Below are 20,980 nucleotides of genomic sequence, written 5' to 3'. Positions count from 1 at the left end.
CAATCACGCGTTCGGGTTGCCGCGCACGTCGAATTCGACTTTCCAGCGCTCGTCGGAGCCGCGCGGGATCGCCTCGAGTTCGAGCGTGCCCGCTTCGGTCACGCGCGCGTGCAGCTTCACCGGCACGACTTCACCGGCGGTACGGCCGGCCGCCGGCAGCGTCGCCTGGATTTCCTCGAGCTCCTGCAACTCCTCGGGGCCCCAGAATTCGAGCAGCGTGCCGACCTGATCCTGACGACGCACCGACGAGCCGAAGAAGCGGAAATGCACGGGCTCGCCGACGACCAGCCCGAACTCCTGCGCGGGCAGCTCCGCGTCGGTGCCTTCTTCCATGCCGAACGGCGCGACGCACAGCGCCTGCACCGGCGGCTCGAGGCCGGGTACGGCCGGCATCGCCGATTCGATCGCGATGTAGTACGCGCGCGCGGTGCCGCCGCGAATTCGCACACCGCGCCCGCGACGCACGTAGCCGTAGTAAGCCGCGCCACGCGCGACCGCCAGATCGAGGTCAGCGCCTTCGAGCAGACGCGCGCTCGCCGCGCCTTCGGCCGCGAGCCAGCCGTTCAGCGTGTTCATGATGCGCTCGACCAGCAGCGTCGACTTGAACACGCCGCCGTTGAACAGCACCGCGGTCGGATGCAGGAAGCTCGCGTTCTGCGCGGCCGCGTTCGCGGCGGCTTCACCGAGCCCTTCGAGTTCGGCGAGTGCGCCGACCTGACGGCCGAGGAACGCTGCCAGATGCCGCGTGATACCCGCGTCCTGCGCGTACGGCAGGCCGAGCTGCGTCAAACCCACCCGCGCGCGGCTCACCGGACGCGCGGCGCTGTCGACCTGCGGGAAGAAGCCGTCGAGGATCGTCTGCGTGAGTTCAGCGCGCGTCAGCTCGGTGCGGATCGAGCCGCCGATCAGCTTCGAGCCGCGGCTCGGCACGACGAGCGGCACGGTGTCGGTGGCGGGGTCGCTGAGCAGGGTTTCCTTCGCCGCGCGGCACGCGTAGGTCAGCGCGCGCAGCTGCCACGCGTCGGCCTGGGTGCCCTGGGCGGCGAGCTTGCGCGCGACCACGTGCGCAAGTGCGAGGTCCATGTTGTCGCCGCCGAGCAGGATGTGATCGCCGACCGCGACGCGATGCAGTTCGAGATTGCCGTCGCGCTCGATCACCGCGATCAGCGACAGGTCGGTGGTGCCGCCGCCGACGTCGACGACGAGAATGATGTCGCCGACCTTGACCTGCTTGCGCCACTGGCCGCTGCTCTTCTGGATCCAGCTATAGAGCGCGGCCTGCGGCTCTTCGAGCAGCGTCATGCGTTTGAAGCCGGCGGCCTCGGCCGCCTCCGCGGTCAGTTCGCGCGCGGCCGGGTCGAACGACGCGGGGATCGTCACCGTGACGTCCTGCTCGCCGAACGGCGCGTCCGGATGCGCGTGATCCCACGCTTCGCGCAGGTGCGTCAGATAGCGCACCGAGCTTTCGAGCGGCGACACGCGTGTGACTTCGGGCGGCGCGTCATTCGGCAGAATGCCCGCGCGACGGTCGACGCCCGGATGGCACAGCCAGCTTTTCGCGCTCGACACGAGCCGGATCGGCGTGCCGGCGCCGCGATTGCGCGCGAATTCACCGACTGCGAATTCGCGCTGGCCGGTCCACGGCAGGTACAGGTCGCCGGAGGCCAGCTCGTCGGGATGCGGCAGGTACAGGAACGACGGCAGCAGCGGCAGGCTGTCGATTGCGCCGGGGCCCGTCAGCTGGGCGATCGACAGCACCTCCTGGGTGGTTTTCTCGCCGTCGCTCGCATGCGTGTCCACGTAGGACAGCGCGCAGTGCGTGGTGCCGAGGTCGATGCCGATGGAATAGCGTGCGTCGCTCATAGCTCCACCTCCGCCGGTGCGATGACCTTCGCGTTATGGCCGTCCGCGAGCTTCGGCAGACGCACCTCGTCGACGCGCCAGCCGCGATGGCTGATGCTGCCGCTAAACGGCGCGCTGCCGACCACGTTGCCGGTCAGACGCACCGAGCTCGCGTCGAAGCCCGCGGGCAGCGTCACGCGGCTGCCTTCGGCTTCGTCGCGCACCGGGCGGATCGTGAAGTGCTCACGCAGCGTCGCGCGGCAGCCTTCGTGCACGAGGCGCGCGGCTGCGCCGATGTCGGCGTCGCTATAGGCCTTGATGTCTTCCTCGACGAAATCGATGAAGCGCGCGTCGCGTTGCAGCAGGCCGAGCAGTTGCAGCGCGGCGTCGGGGGTGGCCTCCTTCAGCACCGGCGCGGGTTGCGGCTTCGGTTGCGGGGTGGGGGCGGGTGCCGGGGTTGCCGCGGCGGCGGGGGCGGGCGCTGCGGCCGCGCCGAACTTTTCGCCGTTGCGCAGGCGCAGCACGTCGGCGGCGAACTCGCCATTGCCGAGAATGCGGAAAAACGTGCCCACGGCCAGCGAAATCCGGCCGAGGAAGGATGGGTTCGAATCGCTCATAAAGGCTCCTGATCTGCTCTGTTGAGGACGAGCGGTCCTCGCCGCGCCGCGTGCGCCGGGCAGCGAAGCTGACGGGCCGGGCGGGGCTGTGATGTTGCGGGTCGTCGCGCGGCCGGGGGCGCGAGCCCTGGGCGATGATCATGCAACCGCCGGGCCGCCAGACGGTCCGGGACGCTTCGCGACCGGGCCGGCCGCGCGTGCGGCGCGCGCAAAACCCGTATTTTGCCTTGCGGCGCGCCCGACGCGGGCAAAGCCGGCAATTCTAGCGGGCAATGGGGTGGGAATGGCGGGGAGTTGGGGGCACCGGGCGGTGTGCGGAGGTGCTTTGGGAGCGGCTTTTGGCTTGGCGGCGCTGACGCGGGGCGGAGGCAGGCCAGCCTGCCGGTCTCTCCCCGCGCAGTGTTGCCGCTTACGCGATCATGCGCATGGCGGCGACGTTACGACTTTCTCGGCTCTTTCGGCACCCGCTTGCCCGATGGTGCCGGCGCGGGCCTGACCGGCCCAGCGACTTTCATGTCGGCTCGGCGCGGCGGTTGGTGCGCGGCCATCGAGCGCGCAGGCCTGACCGGCCCGGCGGTGTGTATGTCGGCGTGGTGCGGCGGTCGGTGCGCGGCTGTTGCGTGCGGGGGCCTGACCGGCCCGGGAGCGTGCCTGTGGGCGCGCGGCGGCTGTCCGTGCGCGGCCATCGCCGGCGCGGGACCGGCTGGGCGCACGAGCGGCGCACGCGCGTCACCCGGATACCCCGGCAGATGACCGTCATGGCTCGCCATCACACGACGCAGTTCCTCACGGCGATGGAAAACCTCCGCGCGACGATCGCCATGCGCATAGAACTGGCGCTGCCGGACGCCGTCCCGTCCGGCGACCCATATATACGTATCGCCGCCGACAAATACCACGTCGCGGTCGACCACATTGGCGACGTACACATCGGTGGGCAACGGCTGATACGCAGTCGCGGTCACTTCGGTAGGGCGGTTCGGGGCGCTGACGAGCTGGCCTTGCCCACCGGTCACGCAGCCCGCGAGAAAGCTCGCGCACGCAGCCGACGCCAACAGCGCCTTGGTGATCTTTTTCAACTTCATTCCCCGGTTTGTCTTGTTTAATTGTCGAGCGACGCCCTTTTAACGGCCGGGCATTTTGCATCTTGAGATGCGAATCGCCGATCGGGGAAATTCGTTGGTCATTGCGCAGGCGAGAACCGCGCAGGCGAAAACGCATGCGCCATTGCGCGTGCGCAGCCGGGGTCCCGATCCGCGCTTAATGGCCGTCCGGATTGCCTTCTTCAGACTTCGCGTCGTGCCAGTTCATCCGGTGCCGATTGACGGTCTCGGTATGCCGCGCGTCGTCCTCGGTGTGCAGATAAAGGCTGGTCGTATTCAGCGACACGTGGCCGAGATTGTCGCGGATCGTGCGCAGATCGACGCCGCCGTCCGCCTGATGCGAACCCGCCGTATGCCGCAGCCAGTGCGCCGACGCGCGCTCGAGTTCGTCGGCGCGATCGGCGAATTCGGGACCGCGCGCGCGTAACCACATCGCCGCGCCCGCGAAGATGCCTTTGATCGCGTCGTGAATCGCCGAGCGCGACAGGCAGCGATTGCGACCCTTGAACGGCAGCACGAGCGGGGTTTCCTCGGCGCGGGTCGGCAGCGCGGCGAGGCCATTTCGCGTCCGGTAGCTGCGCAGTTCCTGAACCAGTTCGGCCGACACGGGTACGATCCGCTCCTTGTCGCCCTTGCCGAGCGTTTCGAGCCACCACTGGTCCTGACCGTCGGCGCCGAGCCTTCTGAAGAACTGGCCCATCTGCCCGCCGGCGACCTCCGAAATGCGCATGCCTTGCAGATAGAACAGCGTGGTCAGCCAGCGGCAGCGCGCGTAGTACGCGCGCTGCGCATCGGTATCTTGCGGCAGCTGCTCGACGAACAGCTTCACTTCGTCCCACAGCGACGTCGACAGATAGCGCGTGACGCGCGGCGCCGAGCGCTTCGCGCGCTGTCGCAACAGCGCCATCGGATTGCCGCGCAGATAGCCGGCGTTGACGAGCCACGTGAACATCGCGTTCAGGATGATCAGCGCCTGGCGCTGGCTGGCCGGCGACAGCGGCCCGTTGAACGGTCGCCAGCGCGCGTCGCCGCGCGCGTACTTGCCGCCGTTCGCCGACACCCAGCGCGCGGCCGGCTGCGGATCGGCGATGAACGCCTTGAACAGCAGCAGATCCTCGTGCGTGAGCGACGACAGCGGCTTGCCGAGCTGCACGACGGCCCATAGCAGCAGCCGCTCGGCTTCCTTGCGGTAGTTGTCGAAGGTAGTCTTGGTATCGGCGTAATTGGAGAGCCACGCGCGCACGGCGTCGAGGTCGTTGCGCGCCGATAGCTGGGAGTTTTCCGCCGCGCCGCGGTTGGTGCCGTCGCGGCCATCGAGCAGTTCCGGCACGACGAGCGATTCGACGGGCTGGACGGTGGCGAGCTCAGCGTTCGGGGCAGCTTTCGGCACGGCTTTGGACACGGTTCGGGAGACTCCTCGGGCGCACGCCGGTTGGCGTCATTCTGCTCCGCTCAGGCGCTGTCCGAAGCGTTTGCCTGAAAAGAAAACAGCGCCCATCTTGTTGCGGACGAAACGCGAAACCCTATCACACAGTAGGCCGCGCCTGGCGCAAAACAGCGGGGCGCGCTCAAGCTTCGACGCAGCGACGATCGATCGGCATACAGTAATGGAGCGCGCCGCGCGATTGTTGCCCGCTATAGTCGTCATCTATTACCGGCATTGCCGGATTCGAATTCTATTGAAGTTTGCCCTCGCCTATATTCGAATAGGAGTGGCGCGTCGGCCGGAGTCATCCGCGGAGTTATCCGTCAGGGACTCCGGCTGCGTTTCCTTCAACCCTGGATTTCATGAGTGCACTGCCGAATCGTTCGGCTGACTGTCGGGTTCCTCGATCGTCAAGTTGCCACGGAAGCCTGACAGGATGACAAACGCATAACAAGTACCTTGCATGGGATTGGAGAGAGTGCTTTGCACCGACTCCGATCGACAACGGAGACATCCTCCAAAGGAGAGAACGCATGTCAAACGAAGCAAAGTGCCCGTTCATCCACACCGCCGGCGGCGGGACAACCATTCGAGACTGGTGGCCGAAGCAATTGCGCGTCGACCTGCTGAACCAGCATTCGAACCGCTCCAATCCGCTAGACAAGGACTTCAACTATGCCGAGGCATTCAAGAGCCTCGACTACGACGCGATCAAGAAAGACCTCGCCGCGCTGATGACCGATTCGCAGCCGTGGTGGCCCGCTGACTTTGGCCACTACGGGCCGCTGTTTATCCGTATGGCATGGCACAGCGCCGGCACCTACCGCATCGGCGACGGCCGCGGCGGCGCAGGGCGCGGCCAGCAGCGTTTCGCGCCGATCAACAGCTGGCCGGACAACGTGAGCCTCGACAAGGCGCGCCGGCTGCTATGGCCGATCAAGCAGAAATACGGCCAGAAAATTTCGTGGGCCGATCTGCTGATCCTGACCGGCAACGTCGCGCTCGAAACGATGGGTTTCAAGACATTCGGTTTCGGCGGCGGGCGCGAGGACACGTGGGAACCGGATCAGGACGTTTATTGGGGCAATGAAAAGACCTGGCTCGGCGGCGATGTGCGCTATGGCAAGGGCGCGGCCGGCAGGGAAGACGACGAAGGCGTGCTGGTCGCCGACGAAGAACTGCACGGCACCGAAAAGAGCCGCACCGATCCGCCCGGACGCAACCTCGAAAACCCGCTCGGCGCGGTGCAGATGGGCCTGATCTACGTGAACCCGGAAGGCCCGGACGGCAATCCCGATCCGCTCGCGGCGGCGGTCGACATCCGCGAAACGTTCGCCCGCATGGCGATGAACGACGAGGAAACGGTCGCGCTGATCGCCGGTGGCCACACATTCGGCAAGACGCACGGCGCGGGACCCGCCGAGAACGTCGGTCCGGAACCGGAAGGTGCCGGTCTCGAAGAGATGGGGCTCGGCTGGCGCAACAGCTTCGGCACCGGCAAGGGTGGCGACACGATCACGAGCGGTATCGAAGTCACGTGGACCTCGACGCCGACGCAGTGGGGCATGGGCTATTTCCAAAACCTGTTCGGCCACGAATGGGAGCTGACCAAGAGCCCGGCCGGCGCGAATCAGTGGGTTGCGAAGGGCGCAGAGCCCACGATCCCGCACGCGCACGACCCGTCGAAAAAACTGCTGCCGACGATGCTGACGACCGACCTGTCGCTCCGCCTCGACCCGATCTACGAAAAGATCTCGCGGCGCTTCATGAACAACCCGGACGAGTTCGCTGACGCGTTCGCGCGCGCATGGTTCAAGCTCACGCACCGCGACATGGGTCCGCGCGCCCGCTATCTGGGCCCGGAAGTGCCGGCCGAGGAACTGCTGTGGCAGGACCCGATCCCGGCCGTCGATCACCCGCTCGTCGATGACAAGGACGTCGCGGCGCTGAAGCAGAAGATCCTCGCGTCCGGACTATCGGTGTCGCAACTGGTCACGACCGCGTGGGCCTCGGCCTCGACGTTCCGCGGCTCGGACAAGCGCGGCGGCGCCAACGGCGCGCGCATCCGGCTCGCGCCGCAGAAGGACTGGGCAGTCAACCAGCCTGCCGAGCTCGCGAAGGTGCTGAAGGTGCTCGAAGGCATCCAGAGCGAGTTCAACGGTGCGCAGTCCGGCGGCAAGAAGATTTCGCTCGCCGACCTGATCGTGCTGGCGGGGAGTGCCGGCATCGAGCAGGCTGCGAAGAACGCCGGGCAGCAGGTGACGGTGCCGTTCTCGCCGGGTCGCATGGATGCGTCGCAGGATCAGACCGACGTCCAATCGGTCGGCGCGCTCGAGCCGGTCCACGACGGCTTCCGCAACTATCTGGGCGGCAAGTTCCCGGTGGAGGCGGAGAAGCTGCTGATCGACAAGGCGCAACTGCTGACGTTGACGGCACCCGAGATGACGGCGCTGATCGGCGGCCTGCGAGTGCTGAAGGTGGGCGGTGGCAAGGAAGGCGTGCTGACGGACAAACCGGAAACGCTGACCAACGACTTCTTCCGTAACCTGCTCGATATGGGTACGGAATGGACGCCGGTGTCGGAGGCCGCGGAAACGTTCGAAGGCGCCGACGCGAAGACCGGCGAGGTCAAGTGGACGGGTACCCGTGTCGATCTGGTGTTCGGCTCGAACTCGGTGCTGCGCGCCTTGAGCGAGGTCTACGCGAGCGAGGACGGTAAGGAGAAGTTCGTGCGCGACTTCATTGCCGCGTGGGTCAAGGTGATGAATCTGGATCGTTTCGATCTCGCTTGATCCAGCCACTGCGGCGCGTGGTTAATTGCCACGCCGACGCAGTGTTTGAAGGTAGCTTTGAGTAGTCATCGAGCGCGATTGCCGGGATGCCGGCAATCGCGTTTTTTCTTCGTCTGCGTCCCAGGTATCCACTCAGACCATCTTCAACACCACCCTGAAACGCGCGTGACCGCTCAGCATCCGGTCGTAGGCCTGCGCCGCCTCGGCGAGCGGATACTCCTCGATCATCGGCTTGACGCCGGTGAGCGCGCTGAACGCGAGCGTGTCCTGCGAATCGGCCGAGGTGCCCGAGGGCCAGCCTTGCACCGAGTTGCGTCCCATGATGAACTGCACGATCGGCACTTCGATCGGCTCCTCGGAAACGCCGACCATCACGAGCTTGCCGTTCAGGCCGAGACCGCCGAGCGTGGCGGTCATCGCTTTGCCGCTCGTCACCGTGGCGAGGATCAGCTTCGCGCCGCCCAGTGCCTGGAGCTTCTCGGCGACGTTTTCCGTTTTGCTGTCGATGTAGTGATGCGCGCCCAGTTGCTGCGCGAGCGGGGCCTTGTCCTGACCGCGCGCGATCGCCACCGTGCGAAAGCCCATCTTGCGCGCGAACTGCACGCCGAGATGACCGAGACCGCCGATACCGAGAATCGCTACCACGTCGCCGGCGCGCGCGCCGCTATTGCGTATCGCGTTGAAGGTCGTGATGCCCGCGCACAGCAGCGGCGCGGCATCGACATCGGACAGATCGTCGGGAATGCGCGCGAGCGCTTCGACCGGGGCTACCATGTATTCGGCGTAGCCGCCGTCGTAGCTGATGCCGGGGATCAGCGCAAACTTGCACAGCACGAAGTCGCCGCGGCGGCAGTGTTCGCATTTGCCGCAATGGCCGCCGTGCCAGCCGACCCCGACACGCTGCCCGAGCTGCCAGCCCTCGACACCCGCACCGAGCGAATCGATCACGCCCGCGATCTCGTGACCGGGCACGCGCGGATAATTGAGGCCCGGCCACAGCCCGTCCTTGGTCATCACATCGCTATGACAGATGCCGCAAGCCTGAATCCTGATACGCACATGACCGGCGCCCGCCTCGGGCACTTCACGTTCGACCAGTTCGAGCGGGCCGCCGGCCTGCTTTACTTCGACTGCTTTCATCGTGGGCATGATGTTCTTCCTTTCCAGTGGTGAACGGGACAAGAGGGGAACAAACTCAAACATCATAGTCCGCGCCCAGGCGGGTCGCCAGAAAGAAGCCGCCGTCAATTGGCCGATGACGATGACATCCGATGTAATTGGCGCGCCGCGCGGCCGTCACTAGTCTTTCACTACGGCGCGCCGCTCGAACCGCAGTTGGCGGGATTCGCGTGGCACGCGTCCACGCGCTGAAGCAGTTCTTTTCACCCCATTAACAGGAGGGCAATACGATGAACGTCACGAGTCACGATCCGAAAGTGCAGCCGGGCGATCTCGGTAGCCTGTTGCGCTATTGGCGTGACGTGCGCGGCGTGAGTCAGCTCGATCTGTCGCTCGAAGCCGGCTTCTCGCAGCGGCAGATCAGCTTCATCGAAAGCGGGCGCAGCGTGCCGGGCCGCGACACGCTGTTGACGCTTGCGCAAACTCTCGACGTGCCACTGCGCGAACGCAATGCGCTGCTGCTTGCCGCCGGTTACGCACCGGTCTATTCGGAAGCACCGTGGAATGCGCAGGAGATGAACGGCGTGGTTCGCGCGCTAGAACGGGTCGTGCGTCAGCATGAACCGTTTCCGGCGCTCGTGATGGACCGCGACTGGAACGTGCTGATGAGCAACGACGCGGCGCCGCGCTTTTTCGACTGCTTCATCGACATGGCCGCTCGCGAAGGCCCGCGCAACATGCTGCATCTGATCTTCGATCCGCTCGGCATGCGTCCGTTCGTGGCCGATTGGGAGCAGGTCGCGCGAAGCCTGCTGCAACGCGTGTATCGTGAATCGGTGGGTCATGTCGTCGGTGCCCACACGAAACGTCTACTCGATGAACTGCTTGCGTATCCCGATGTGCCGCGCGACTGGAAGACGCATCATGGCTCTTCCACGACGCCCGCGACGCTGCCGATGATTCCACTCGGCTTCATCAGCGACGGCGAGGTGCTGCGCTATTTCTCGATGGTCACGACCGTGGGCACACCGCAAAACGTGGCCGCGCAGGAGCTGCGCATCGAATGCATGTTCCCCGCCGACGAGGCCACCGAAGCGCGCCATCAGCAGTTGCTTGCGAAGCATGCGTTGCCGCAACCTCCATTATCGGCAAACCGTGCGCCGTGATATAGCAGTGCCTTCGGTTTTTGCGCGATCATCCGAGCCGGTCAGCTTGAGCAATCCGACGCCACTTACTCTCCATGGACAACGGGCTTCTACTGAGTCCCAGGCACGCTCGATGCTCCGGCGAGATATGCGCTGATCGCCTTGCGCAATGTCCGGACGGACGACTGATCGATGGAAGTCCATCGTTCGCGCCCGTCAAAAACTGGAAGAACACAACACGAAACCGACCACCCCCTTACTGGCAGTCAGCTTCTTCGCGGCCGATGTGCAGGCAGGCGCGGGACCCTTTCTCGGCATCTATCTGCAAGCGCATGGATGGAGCCCCGACATGATCGGCACCGTGCTGACGTTGGGGGCCATCGTCAGCGTGCTCGTGACGGCTCCGGCTGGCGCGCTGGTCGATGCCATTTACCATCGGCGCGCGGTGGTGGTTGCCGCAAGCGCGCTGACGGTCGCCGCCGCGTGCGTGATCTGGCTCTCGCGCGGCTACTGGCCGATCGCGCTCTCGCAGATCGCAACGGCAGTAGCGGGCTCGGTCATGGGCACCGCGCTGATGGGACTGACGCTCGGCATGAGCGGCCGCAGAAACTTCGACCGGCAGTACGGCCGCAACCAGGTGGCGAACCACGCCGGCAACATCGTGGCGGCGGCTTTATCCGGCGCGATCGGCTGGTGGCTCGGCATCGTCTGGGTGTTCGCGCTCGGGGCGGCGTTCGGCATCGCGTGCATTGTCTCCGTGTTGCTGATTCCCGCGCGCGCGGTGCATCGGCACTATGCGCGCGGCCTCGCGCACGAGGACGACAAGGATCGCTCGGAGGTGCGCGCGGACAGCGTACGCGCGCTGATCCGCTGCCGCCCGTTGCTGTTGCTCGCGCTCGCGCTGGCCGCCTTCAGCCTCGGCAATTCCACGCTGCTGCCGCTTTACAGCCTTGCGCAGGCGGCGGCCCACCACAGCGACGCCAGCGCGATCACGGCGGCCAATATCATCATTTCCCAGCTCGTGATGCTGTGCGCCGCTGTCTACGCGAGCCGCGCGATCCGTCGCTGGGGTTTCTGGTGGGTCATCCTCGCGACACTGGTCACGCTGCCGCTGCGAGGCCTGACCGCGGCGTGGATCACGGCCGAGTGGGGGATCGTGCCGGTGCAAATCTTCGACGGTCTGGGCTCCGGGCTGCAAAGCGTCGCGATACCGGCTCTCGTCGTGCACCTGTTGCATGGCAGCGGGCGGGTGAACCTCGGTCAGGGCGCGGTGAAAAGCGTGGAAGCGGCGGGCGGCTGCCTGAGTCCATTGCTCGGCGGATGGCTCGCCAGCCGCTTCGGTTACCGGACGGCCTTCATTGCGCTCGGTAGTCTCGCGTTCATCTCGCTGGCCGTGTGGATCATCCCAGGCGCGACGATCAGGCGAGCGTGCGATACCCGCCGCGACGAACTCGAAAAAATGGCCGACATCGACGTGTCGGCGTTGTTTTCGTAGCTCGGACGCAGCAGCCCGCAATCAGTCGAACCCCGGGTGCTTGACGCAGATCAAGCCGCCCGCGACGCCGGGGCGCATGATGTAAGCGCGTGACGCATGGCGTACCCGCCGCCGCTAGCCGACGCATGACTCGACCGGTTTGACGCGAGAACCCCTTTGCCGCCACGCATCGTGTTTCATTCCGGCCACAGGAGAAGTCCGTCATGAAAGCACTCGTCTATCACGGTCCGGGCAAAAAGTCGCTCGACGAACGGCCGATCCCCGAACTCGCGGCGCCCACCGATGCAATCGTCAAAGTCACCCGCACGACGATCTGCGGCACCGATCTGCACATTCTCAAAGGCGACGTGCCGAGCTGCGAGCCGGGCCGCATTCTCGGCCACGAAGGCGTCGGTGTCCTGCATCAGGTCGGCGACGCGGTGAGCGGGCTCGCAGCCGGCGATCACGTGCTGATCTCGTGCATCACCTCGTGCGGCCGCTGCGACTACTGCCGGCGCGGCATGTATTCGCATTGCACGACGGGCGGCTGGATTCTCGGTAACCGGATCGACGGCACGCAGGCCGAATACGTGCGCATTCCGCATGCGCAAAGCAGTTTGTACCGCATTCCGGCCGGCCTCGACGAAGAGGCGCTCGTGATGCTGTCCGACATTCTGCCGACCGGCTTCGAATGCGGCGTGCTCAACGGCAAAGTTCAGCCGGGCTGCACGGTGGCGATCGTCGGCGCCGGGCCGATCGGGCTCGCGGCGTTGTTGACCGCGCAGTTCTACTCGCCGGCGCAGATCATCATGATCGATCCCGATGACAATCGGCTCGAGGTCGCGCACCGCTTCGGCGCGACCGCGTGCGTCGACAACGCGCATACCGATGCGGTCGCGCAAGTGCTGAAGCTGACCGAAGCGGTCGGCGCCGACTGCGTGATCGAAGCGGTCGGCATTCCGCCGACGTTCGAGCTTTGCCAGCAACTGGTCGCGCCGGGCGGAACGATCGCGAACGTCGGCGTGCACGGCGTGAAGTGCGATCTGCATCTGGAACAGCTGTGGGATCGCAACATCGCGATCACGACGCGTCTCGTCGATACCGTCAGTACCCCGATGCTGATGAAGACGGTCAAGGCGGGGCGGATCGATCCGACGCGTCTGATCACGCATCGGTTCAGGCTCGACGATATTCTTGCGGCTTACGACACGTTCTCCAGCGCGTCGAGCACGCGCGCGCTGAAGGTGTTGATCGAAGCGTCGTAGGCGGGGCGCGGCGAGCCGGGGCGATGGTGCGTGGCACGCGTGCGCCGCGCCGCAGACCTCTATACTGTGCGTCGTCAAAACACGAGGCCCTGTCGCCGACCCGAGGTTCCGTCACCTCGCTAAATCGGCATCGCTCGACCCGCCCATCCATGGATACTGATTTGTCGTCGCCGCGCCGCTCGCGGCTCACCCGCGTTATCGAGGTTTTCAGCGCATTTCTGAAGCTCGGGCTGACCAGTTTCGGCGGCCCGATCGCTCATATCGGCTACTTCCGGCGCGAGTTCGTCGAGCGGCGCCGCTGGCTCGACGACGAAGCCTTCACCGACCTGATCGGCCTGTGCCAGTTTCTGCCGGGCCCCGCGAGCAGCCAGGCGGGATTTTCGATCGGGTTGCTGCGCGCCGGGTGGGCCGGGGGCCTAGCCGCCTGGTGCGGCTTCACGCTGCCGTCGGTGCTCGTGATGCTGGCCTTTGCCGCGATCGCGCCGGACCTCGGCGGCGCGTTCGGCACGGGTGTGATCCACGGGCTGAAACTCGTCGCGGTGGCCGTCGTCGCGCAGGCCGTTTGGGACATGGCGCGGCGTCTGTGTCCCGACCGCCGCCGCGCGGCGATCGCGCTCGCATCGCTCGCATTGCTGAGTGTGCTTGGCACCGTCTACGCCCAACTGATCGTGATCGGCGCCGGAGCCGTGCTCGGTGTCGCGCTGTGCCGGACCACGGGGACGCAAGCGCCGCACGCCATTGCGCTGCGGACCGCCGATTTCCAGGTGTCGCGCACGGCAGGCATCGCCGCGCTGGTGGTGTTCTTCGCATTGCTGTTCGCGTTGCCGCTGTGGGCGGCAAGCGGAACCTCGCAAGGCTTGCGCGTATTTGACGCGTTCTATCGCTCGGGCGCGCTCGTGTTCGGCGGCGGGCACGTGGTGCTGCCGCTGTTGCAGCGCGAAACCGTCGCGACCGGATGGGTCGCGCCCAACGACTTCCTGGCTGGCTATGGCGCGGCCCAGGCGGTACCCGGACCGCTGTTCACGTTCGCGGCGTTTCTCGGCTGGATGATGGCGCTGCCACCCAGACACTGGAGCGGCGCACTGCTCGCGACAGTGGGCATCTTTCTGCCGGGTCTGCTGCTCGTGCTCGCCGCATTGCCGTGGTGGCAGGCGCTGCGCGCGCGTGCGGCGATGGCGGCGGCGCTTGCCGGCGTCAATGCCGCGGTGGTCGGCCTGCTGGCCGCCGCGCTCTATTCGCCGGTATGGACTAGCGCGGTGTTGTCGGCGACGGATTTCGCCGTCGCGTGCATCGGCTTTTTGCTGTTGCTGCGCTGGAAGGTGCCGCCGCTTGCGGTCGTCGTGCTGTGTGTCGCGGCCGGCGTTGCTCAAACCGTATGGCACCCGCTTTGACAGCGCTAAACGCGCACGGCTTTTTCACAAGCACTGATCTGCATCAAGGCTGACAGCCACGCGTCGGTTAGCCTGCAACGATGATCGCGCGGCCTCTGTGCGTTTGCCGCACCACGACGGTATCGCGCGAAACCCGACAGGCCGCAAGCCATTCGCGCGATGACGGACCACATGATCGACCACGGCCCCGGCGGCTACGGATTGGGCGGTGCAAGCGCGCACGACGGCCCGCGCGCCGTGCGGGCATGGCGCCGCCTGCGCTGGGGGCTGTGCGCGCTGAGCTTCTGCGCGATCCCCGCGTTCTACATCGAACTGACGGTGCCCACTCCGTTTGCACTGATCCTGTCGCGTACCCTGTACCTGGGCATGTTCGCTGGCTTTGCGTTGTCGTTCACCTGGCTGGCCCATCTGAGCAGACGGCCAAAGACGCTGCTCGCAAACAACTGGCTCGACCTGCTCATCGCGTTGGGCGCGGCGCTCAGCACCGGTTTCGGCACGCCGCCGTGGCAGCCGGTCGAATGGCTGCTGCGGCTGTCGTTCATGGGCGTCGTCGCGTTGCGTATCGTGCTGTCATTGCGCGAGTTCGTCACGCCGAACCGTCTGATGTGGCTGCTACTCGCCGGCGCGCTCGTGCTCGCGATGGCCGGTGCCGGCTTTTACTGGCTCGAACCGCACGTGCATTCCTACTCCGAAGGGCTGTGGCTTGCGTTCGAAAGCAGCGCTACGGTCGGCTATGGCGACATCGCGCCGACGACGCCCGCATCGCGCGTGTTCGCTGCATTTGTCGTGCTGCTTGGCTACGGCATGTTGTCTCTGGTCTTCGCGAGCATCGCCGCCGCATTCATCGGCAAGGAAGAGAGGGCGTTGCGGCGTGAGATGCATCGGGATATCAAGCATCTGAACGATGAAATCGTACGCCTGCACGCCGAACTGAAGGCGTTGCGGCAGACGCTCGACGCCGCCGCGCGACGCAGCGACACCGATGCGGACTCCGTGACGCGCACGGGCGAATGACTCCTCGTGCCGACACCGCCGCGGCCGCCTTGACGTACGTCAAATCCGCCGTGAATTGCGTGTTTAAGCTGGAGACGTCGCGGCACTTCATGCCCGTGGGGGCCTCACCATGCATATTTCCTTTCCATCCTGCATGCCCGAATACTGCGCCCGGGATCTGGTGCTGGCGTTTCCGGCGCTCGTCGACGATCGGCCCGTGCAATGCGCGATCACGGCCGAGGCGCTCGAAGATCATTTCGGCGCACGCTCGCTGCGGGAAGACGATCTGGTCCAGGCGTTCCTCGCGCACCGCTATCAGATCGAACAGGCCGCCAGACAACTGCTCGAAGAGGTTGGCGCCAAGCCCGTGCTGCTGCATAGCGGGTTCTTCAGGTTCTCCGCGTGACCCGTCGAGCGGACGCGCTTGACGTGGATCAACGACGCGCCCGCGCGCCCCGCTACGCTGAAGGCATGGTGAGCCCAGCTCGGCTCGGTCGACTGGGCCCGGTCGTGGCCTGCTTATCCCAAGGAGAGTGCAATGAGCAATCTGACGCGTTTTGATCCGCTTTCGCTGGACCCTGTGTCGGAACTGTTCCAGGGTTTCTTCCGGCCGATGCGGTCGATGCTGTCGACCCAGGAGACCGAACTCGCGTCGATGAAGATCGACGTGACGGAAAGCGACGCGGCTTACTCGGTGAAAGCTGAACTGCCCGGCGTGGACAAGAAAGACATTGACGTGCAGATCGACGGGAGCGTCGTGTCGATCAACGCGAAGGTCGAGCGCAACACGGAGGAAAAGGAAGGAGAGCGCGTGATCCGCCGCGAGCGCTACGCCGGGACCTTCAGCCGCTCGTTCTCGCTCGGCGGCGAGGTCGACGAGGCGAACGCGAAAGCCGAGTATAAGGACGGTGTGCTGTCGCTCAGCTTGCCGAAAAAGACGTCCGGTGATCGCAAGCGGCTGACCATCGACTGACACGGCAGGCTGGCGCGCCGTCGCACGGGCTAGTCGCGAGGAGACACCTGGTGAAAACCGACAGACAACTGCAGCGGGAAGTCGAGGAAGAACTCGAATGGGACCCCGCGGTCACCGCGACGGATATCGGCGTGGAGGTGACGAACGGCGTCGTCACGCTGTCGGGCCATCCGCCGAGCTTCGCCGAAAAACTGGCCGCAGAAAAAGCCGCGCAGCGCGTGGCGGGTGTGAAGGCGGTTGCGGTGGACATGCAGGTCCGGCTGCCGAAGCCGGACCAACACAGCGACGAGGACGTGGCGGGCGCGGTCCACGCGATTCTGTACTGGAGCGTCGCCGTGCCCCACGATGCGATCAAGATCCAGGTGGAAAAAGGCTGGGTCACGCTGACGGGTATGGTCGACTGGGCCTACCAGCGCCACATCGTCGCGCGCGCGGTCGGCCAGATGCGCGGCATTCGCGGCCTGACGAACGCGATCGAGGTGCGCCGCAAGGTGGCGACCGACGAGATCAGCAAGAACATCGAAGAAGCGATGCGGCGGCACGCCGAGCGCGAAGTCAGGCACATCGGCGTCGAGGTGAAGGACGGCACGGTCACGCTGACGGGCAAGGTGGGCTCATACGCGGAACGCAAGGTCGTGCGCGGCGTCGCGTGGAGCGCGCCCGGCGTCTGCGCGGTGGTCGACGATCTCGTCGTCGATGCGAGCCCGCCACGCGAACCCATCGGTGACGCAGCCGAACGATAACAGCCACGTTCCCACTCGCGACCGACGATTCCGTTCGACCGTTGCACGGGCCTAAAACTGCCCGAGCTCGACGCTTTGCCCATACACCGGCACCTCGCATGACCAGCCGAGCGTCTCGACGATATGCCGCCGCATCGCATCGGCCGCGGCGGGCTCGCCATGCGTGACGAAGGTGCGAGCGGGCGCGTCGGTCAGACTCCACAGCCAGTTCAGCAACTCGCGGTAATCGGCATGCGCGGATAGCGACGGGATCGATTCGACGTTCGCGCGCACCCGCACGTATTCACCGAACAGTTTGATCGACGGTTCGTGGGCCGCCAGCGCCGCGCCGCGCGTGCCGGCCGCCTGGAAGCCGACCAGCGCGATCGTATTGCGCGGATCGGACGCGTATAAACGCAGGTGATGCAGCACGCGCCCGCCGGTCGCCATGCCGCTGCCCGCGATGATCACCATGGGTCCGTTATGCGACGCGATCGCCTTCGATTGCTCGACGCTTCGGACCATGATCGCGGCCTTGTCGATCGCATTTGCATCGGAGATCGTCAAACGATGTTCGGCGAGATGCCTGCGATACACGTCGGTGACGCTGGTCGCCATCGGACTGTCCAGATAGACGGGCACGTGCGCCATGCGCCCTGTCTCTTTCAGCTTCGCGATGTAGTAAAGGACTTCCTGCGCGCGGCCGACCGCGAAGCACGGCATCACCACCACGCCGCCTTTGGCGAAGGTCCGGCTGAAGATCCGTTCGAGGTCGTCGCGCGGGTTCGAGTCCGGATGCAGGCGATCGCCGTAGGTCGACTCGACGACGAGGTAATCGGCATGCGCGAGCGGCGCGGGCGCACGCATGATCGGGTCGTGGGGGCGGCCCACGTCGCCGGAAAACGCCAGCACCTTGTGATTGCGGCACATGACGACGCTCGCCGCCCCGAGGATGTGCCCCGACGGCAGAAAGCGAAAGCACAGCCCATGCGGCAGGTCGACCGGCGTATCGAAGCGGTGGGGCGCAAGCAGATGCAGCGCGCGCTGCGCGTCGTCCTGCGTGTAGAGCGGCAGCGCCGGCCGATGCTTCGAGAAGCCGTGGCGGTTCGCGAATTCCGCTTCCTCTTCCTGTAGCTTCGCGCTGTCGCGCAGCATGATCTCGCACAGCGCGGCGGTGCCGGGCGTGCAATACACGGGACCGCGAAAGCCGTTTCGCACGAGCAATGGCAGATAGCCGCTGTGGTCGAGATGCGCGTGAGTCAGGAGCACCGCGTCGATCGAGTCGGCGGGCACCGGCAGTGCGGCCCAGTTGCGCAGCCGCAGGTTCTTGAGGCCCTGAAACAGCCCGCAATCGACGAGGATGCGCAAGCCGGGTTCTTCGAGCAGATACTTCGAACCGGTGACGGTCTCGCTCGCACCGAGAAAGGTCAGCTTCATGATTCCTCCGTTGCTCGCGGATGGATGGGACCATTTCAACGGATGTGGGCGCCGTACTCTTGATCTGGATCATCGGTTGCGCAGCGCTCGCCCGAAAACGGTCGAGGACGAAGTGGCGAAACAAACTGCCGCTCTGACGCTTCCCGTATTCCGCTAAGATCGTGCCGGAATTCATCGACCCAAAAGACCGCGGCGCTCCCAAAGCCCAATCTCAAAACCAACACGCAATGGACCGTATCGACGCCATGAAGGTATTCGTCGCCACGCTCGACGAGGGAAGTCTGGCGGGCGCAGGCCGCCGGCTGGGCCGCTCGCCCGCGGCAGTGAGCCGGGCCATCGCGTTTCTGGAAGCGCACACGGGCACGCCGCTGCTACATCGCACCACGCGCACGATCCGGCTCAGCGAAGCGGGCGAGCGCTATGCGCAAGCGTGCCGGCGCATCCTCGCGGATCTCGAGGAGGCGGACCTGCTCGCCGCCGACGAGCGCTCCGCGCCGCGCGGCCTGCTTGGCGTGACGGCGGCGGTGGCGGTGGGCGAAGAGGTGCTGCGCCCGATCGTCGATGCGTTTCTCGATCGCCACCCGCAGGCGTCGATCCGTCTGCACCTGCACGACCGGCCCGTGAGCATCGTCGACGAGGGCATCGACGTCGCGCTGCGCATCGCGCATCTGCAGGACTCGACGCTCGTCGCCATTCCGGTGGGCGAAGTGAGGCGGGTGGTGGTCGCTTCGCCCGACTATCTCGCCACGCATCCGGCCATCGCGATGCCCGCCGATCTCGCCAGCCATCCGATCATCTCGATGACGCATTTCGGGCTCGACTCGTGGAGCTTTCCGGCCGCGCGTCAAACGGCGCTGCCGCAGGTCGTGCGCTTCACGCCGCGCTTGATCGTCAACACGATCCGCGCGGCGCGGGCTTCGGCTGTGGACGGGCACGGCGTCACGCGGCTTTTCTCGTATCACGTGGCCGAACAGGTCAAGGCCGGTGCGCTGAAAATCGTGCTGCGCGACAACGAGCATGCTCCGCTGCCCGTCAATCTGATGACGCCGCAGGGGCGCCTTGCGGTGCCGAAGGTGCGCAGTTTCGTCGATTTCGCCGCGCCACTGCTGCGCGAGTATTTCGAGCGGGCCCAGCAAATCATCGACGCCGATCGACGCTGATTCGATCGCTACGCGGAAGAATGACTTCCACGGCGCGGTGATTCTCTCGGGACGCGACTCGATCTAGACTGCCTTCCATATTCATCAGGTGCTTAACAACACCGATCCATGGGAGTCGTCATGCAGCAAGCCGTCTCGAATCCGGCCGCTTCGGCCGGCTACAACGTCTGGCGAGGCACCCTCGCCGGAGCCAGCGCGAGCCTGATCGGCATTGGTCTCGCGCGTTTTGCCTACACGCCGCTTTTGCCGGCCATCATCGGCGCGCACTGGTTTCCCGCCTCGAGCGCCGCTTATCTGGGCGCGGCGAACCTCGGCGGCTACCTGGCCGGCGCGCTGCTGGCGGGCTCGATGGTGCGAGTGGCGAAACCCGCCACCGTATTGCGCGCGATGATGTTGCTCGTGACCATCGCCTTCGTCGCCTGCGCGGCGCCCGTGTCGTTCCTGTGGTTTTTCGTCTGGCGTCTGGCCTCGGGGCTCGCGGGCGGCGCATTGATGGTGCTCGCCGCGCCGACGATCCTTGCGCACGTGCCGGCGGCGCGCCGGGGCTTCGCGAGCGGCGGCATCTTCACGGGCATCGGACTCGGCATCGCCGCTTCGGGCACGATCGTGCCGATTCTGTTGCACCAGGGGCTCACGTGGACGTGGCTCGGGCTCGCGGCCGTTTCGCTCGTGCTGACCGCCGTGGCGTGGAACGGCTGGCCCGAGCAGGCGGCGCCAGCGCACGCCGCCGCGCATTCGCGCTTCGAAAAAGCGCCTGCGTATCCCCGCGCCGGCCTGCGCGCGCTCTATGCCGAATATGGCCTGAACGCCGTGGGACTCGTGCCGCACATGCTGTTCCTCGTCGATTTCGTCGCGCGCGGGCTCGGCCGGGGCGTCGATGCGGGCGCCGAGTTCTGGGTGCTGTACGGCCTGGGCGCGATCGTCGGGCCGCTCGCGGCGGGGCATCTCGCCGATCGCGCGGGGTTCGGCCGCGCGTTGCGTGTCGCGTTTCTGGTGCAGGCCGTTGCGGTCGCGATTCCGGCCGCGGGCTTATTCGGGCCGGCGGGGCTGATGGTGTCCGCCTTTATCGTGGGTGCGTTCACGCCGGGCATCGTGCCGCTGGCGCTCGGTCGCGTGAACGAGTTGCTCGTGCACCATCCGTCCGCCGTCAAGGACGCCTGGAGCCGCGCGACGACGAGCTTCGCCGTGATGCAGGCGCTGGCGGCCTACGGTCTTTCGTTCGTGTTCTCTTCGAGCGGCGGCAATTATCCGGTGCTCTACGCGATTGGCGCGGTGGCGCTTCTGTTCGCACTCGCCGTCGATCTGTTCGCCGCGCGCAGCGCCAAATGAATGCGACGGTTTCATCTGCACCGGCGATCGGTATGGTCCTGGCGATGCCGTCGATCGGCGTGGCGCACAATGTTGACGAGCGGGTCGCGCTGCGTCCGATCGCCCGCGGTGGCCTCGCGCGCCGGCGCACGGCCACGCTGGAACCTGGCAAGCTGGCAAGCCGGCAGGTACATTGAACCTTTTAACGCATCC

The 20,980-nt window shown here is 66.1% G+C and carries 18 protein-coding genes; 12 read left to right on the top strand and 6 right to left on the bottom strand.

Translation table 11 applies throughout. The features are described 5' to 3' along the window. Nucleotides 1–3 precede the first annotated feature (3 nt). The 4 genes from VSR82_RS01635 to VSR82_RS01620 all read right to left on the bottom strand — a co-directional run bounded on the left by VSR82_RS01635 (nt 4) and on the right by VSR82_RS01620 (nt 4,964). Nucleotides 4–1,863 carry an Hsp70 family protein gene (locus tag VSR82_RS01635; protein ID WP_429459188.1) on the bottom strand — a complete coding sequence of 620 codons (1,860 nt, stop codon included), beginning with the start codon at nt 1,861–1,863 and terminating at the stop codon, nt 4–6. Beyond that, nucleotides 1,860–2,459 carry a DUF2760 domain-containing protein gene (locus tag VSR82_RS01630; protein ID WP_429459190.1) on the bottom strand — a complete coding sequence of 200 codons (600 nt, stop codon included), beginning with the start codon at nt 2,457–2,459 and terminating at the stop codon, nt 1,860–1,862. Before VSR82_RS01630 ends, VSR82_RS01635 begins: the two co-directional genes overlap by 4 nt. Before the next feature lie 437 nt (nt 2,460–2,896). Then, nucleotides 2,897–3,544: a hypothetical protein gene (locus VSR82_RS01625; protein ID WP_429459192.1), complete on the bottom strand. Its 648-nt coding sequence runs from the start codon at nt 3,542–3,544 to the stop codon at nt 2,897–2,899. A 175-nt stretch (nt 3,545–3,719) separates the two neighbouring features. Then, nucleotides 3,720–4,964, bottom strand: a complete 1,245-nt coding sequence (locus VSR82_RS01620; protein ID WP_368586929.1) for a tyrosine-type recombinase/integrase — start codon at nt 4,962–4,964, stop codon at nt 3,720–3,722. Nucleotides 4,965–5,521: 557 nt separating this feature from the next. Between VSR82_RS01620 and katG the strand changes: the two genes are divergently transcribed. Continuing rightward, the gene (gene katG, locus VSR82_RS01615; RefSeq protein WP_368586930.1) at nt 5,522–7,780 is read left to right on the top strand and encodes a catalase/peroxidase HPI; all 2,259 of its coding nucleotides are present in this window, start codon (nt 5,522–5,524) and stop codon (nt 7,778–7,780) included. A gap of 132 nt (nt 7,781–7,912) precedes the next feature. Here the strand turns inward: katG and VSR82_RS01610 are convergent, their stop codons facing one another. Further along, nucleotides 7,913–8,929 carry an alcohol dehydrogenase gene (locus VSR82_RS01610; protein ID WP_368586931.1) on the bottom strand — a complete coding sequence of 339 codons (1,017 nt, stop codon included), beginning with the start codon at nt 8,927–8,929 and terminating at the stop codon, nt 7,913–7,915. Nucleotides 8,930–9,189: 260 nt separating this feature from the next. Between VSR82_RS01610 and VSR82_RS01605 the strand changes: the two genes are divergently transcribed. The 8 genes from VSR82_RS01605 to VSR82_RS01570 all read left to right on the top strand — a co-directional run bounded on the left by VSR82_RS01605 (nt 9,190) and on the right by VSR82_RS01570 (nt 16,883). Next, nucleotides 9,190–10,065, top strand: coding sequence for a helix-turn-helix domain-containing protein (locus tag VSR82_RS01605; RefSeq protein ID WP_429459196.1), 876 nt, complete (start codon nt 9,190–9,192; stop codon nt 10,063–10,065). Nucleotides 10,066–10,213: 148 nt separating this feature from the next. Beyond that, complete coding sequence (locus VSR82_RS01600; protein WP_498857454.1) at nt 10,214–11,539, top strand: MFS transporter; 1,326 nt, start codon at nt 10,214–10,216, stop codon at nt 11,537–11,539. A gap of 203 nt (nt 11,540–11,742) precedes the next feature. Beyond that, entirely contained in the window at nt 11,743–12,783 is a 1,041-nt protein-coding gene (locus VSR82_RS01595; protein WP_429459198.1) for a zinc-dependent alcohol dehydrogenase family protein, read from the top strand. Between the two features lie 149 nt (nt 12,784–12,932). Beyond that, a complete protein-coding gene (gene chrA / locus VSR82_RS01590; RefSeq protein WP_368586935.1) occupies nt 12,933–14,174 on the top strand; it encodes a chromate efflux transporter in 1,242 nt (413 codons plus the stop codon). Nucleotides 14,175–14,333: 159 nt separating this feature from the next. Further along, the gene (locus VSR82_RS01585; RefSeq protein WP_368586936.1) at nt 14,334–15,188 is read left to right on the top strand and encodes a potassium channel family protein; all 855 of its coding nucleotides are present in this window, start codon (nt 14,334–14,336) and stop codon (nt 15,186–15,188) included. 109 nt (nt 15,189–15,297) lie between these two features. After that, a complete protein-coding gene (locus tag VSR82_RS01580) occupies nt 15,298–15,573 on the top strand; it encodes a DUF1488 family protein (RefSeq protein ID WP_368586937.1) in 276 nt (91 codons plus the stop codon). Between the two features lie 132 nt (nt 15,574–15,705). Beyond that, nucleotides 15,706–16,140: an Hsp20/alpha crystallin family protein gene (locus VSR82_RS01575; RefSeq protein ID WP_368586938.1), complete on the top strand. Its 435-nt coding sequence runs from the start codon at nt 15,706–15,708 to the stop codon at nt 16,138–16,140. 50 nt (nt 16,141–16,190) lie between these two features. Continuing rightward, nucleotides 16,191–16,883, top strand: a complete 693-nt coding sequence (locus tag VSR82_RS01570) for a BON domain-containing protein (protein WP_429459201.1) — start codon at nt 16,191–16,193, stop codon at nt 16,881–16,883. A gap of 51 nt (nt 16,884–16,934) precedes the next feature. Here the strand turns inward: VSR82_RS01570 and VSR82_RS01565 are convergent, their stop codons facing one another. Beyond that, nucleotides 16,935–18,299, bottom strand: coding sequence for an MBL fold metallo-hydrolase RNA specificity domain-containing protein (locus VSR82_RS01565; protein WP_429459203.1), 1,365 nt, complete (start codon nt 18,297–18,299; stop codon nt 16,935–16,937). Between the two features lie 227 nt (nt 18,300–18,526). On the opposite strand from VSR82_RS01565, the gene VSR82_RS01560 reads away from it, so the two are divergent. The 3 genes from VSR82_RS01560 (at nt 18,527) to VSR82_RS01550 (ending at nt 20,964) form a co-directional block, all read left to right on the top strand. Then, complete coding sequence (locus VSR82_RS01560) at nt 18,527–19,459, top strand: LysR family transcriptional regulator (protein ID WP_429459205.1); 933 nt, start codon at nt 18,527–18,529, stop codon at nt 19,457–19,459. Nucleotides 19,460–19,579: 120 nt separating this feature from the next. Further along, nucleotides 19,580–20,788 (top strand): YbfB/YjiJ family MFS transporter, encoded by a 1,209-nt coding sequence (locus tag VSR82_RS01555; protein ID WP_429459207.1) that lies wholly within the window; start codon nt 19,580–19,582, stop codon nt 20,786–20,788. Further along, nucleotides 20,785–20,964: a hypothetical protein gene (locus VSR82_RS01550; RefSeq protein ID WP_368586943.1), complete on the top strand. Its 180-nt coding sequence runs from the start codon at nt 20,785–20,787 to the stop codon at nt 20,962–20,964. The genes VSR82_RS01555 and VSR82_RS01550 overlap by 4 nt, the downstream gene beginning before the upstream one ends. Nucleotides 20,965–20,980 lie beyond the last annotated feature (16 nt).

It is taken from the genome of Burkholderia sp. JPY481 (assembly GCF_038900515.1).
Lineage (GTDB): Bacteria > Pseudomonadota > Gammaproteobacteria > Burkholderiales > Burkholderiaceae > Paraburkholderia > Paraburkholderia youngii.
Note: the sequence above shows the minus strand (reverse complement) of the source record. Positions and strands in the feature narration are given on the sequence as shown.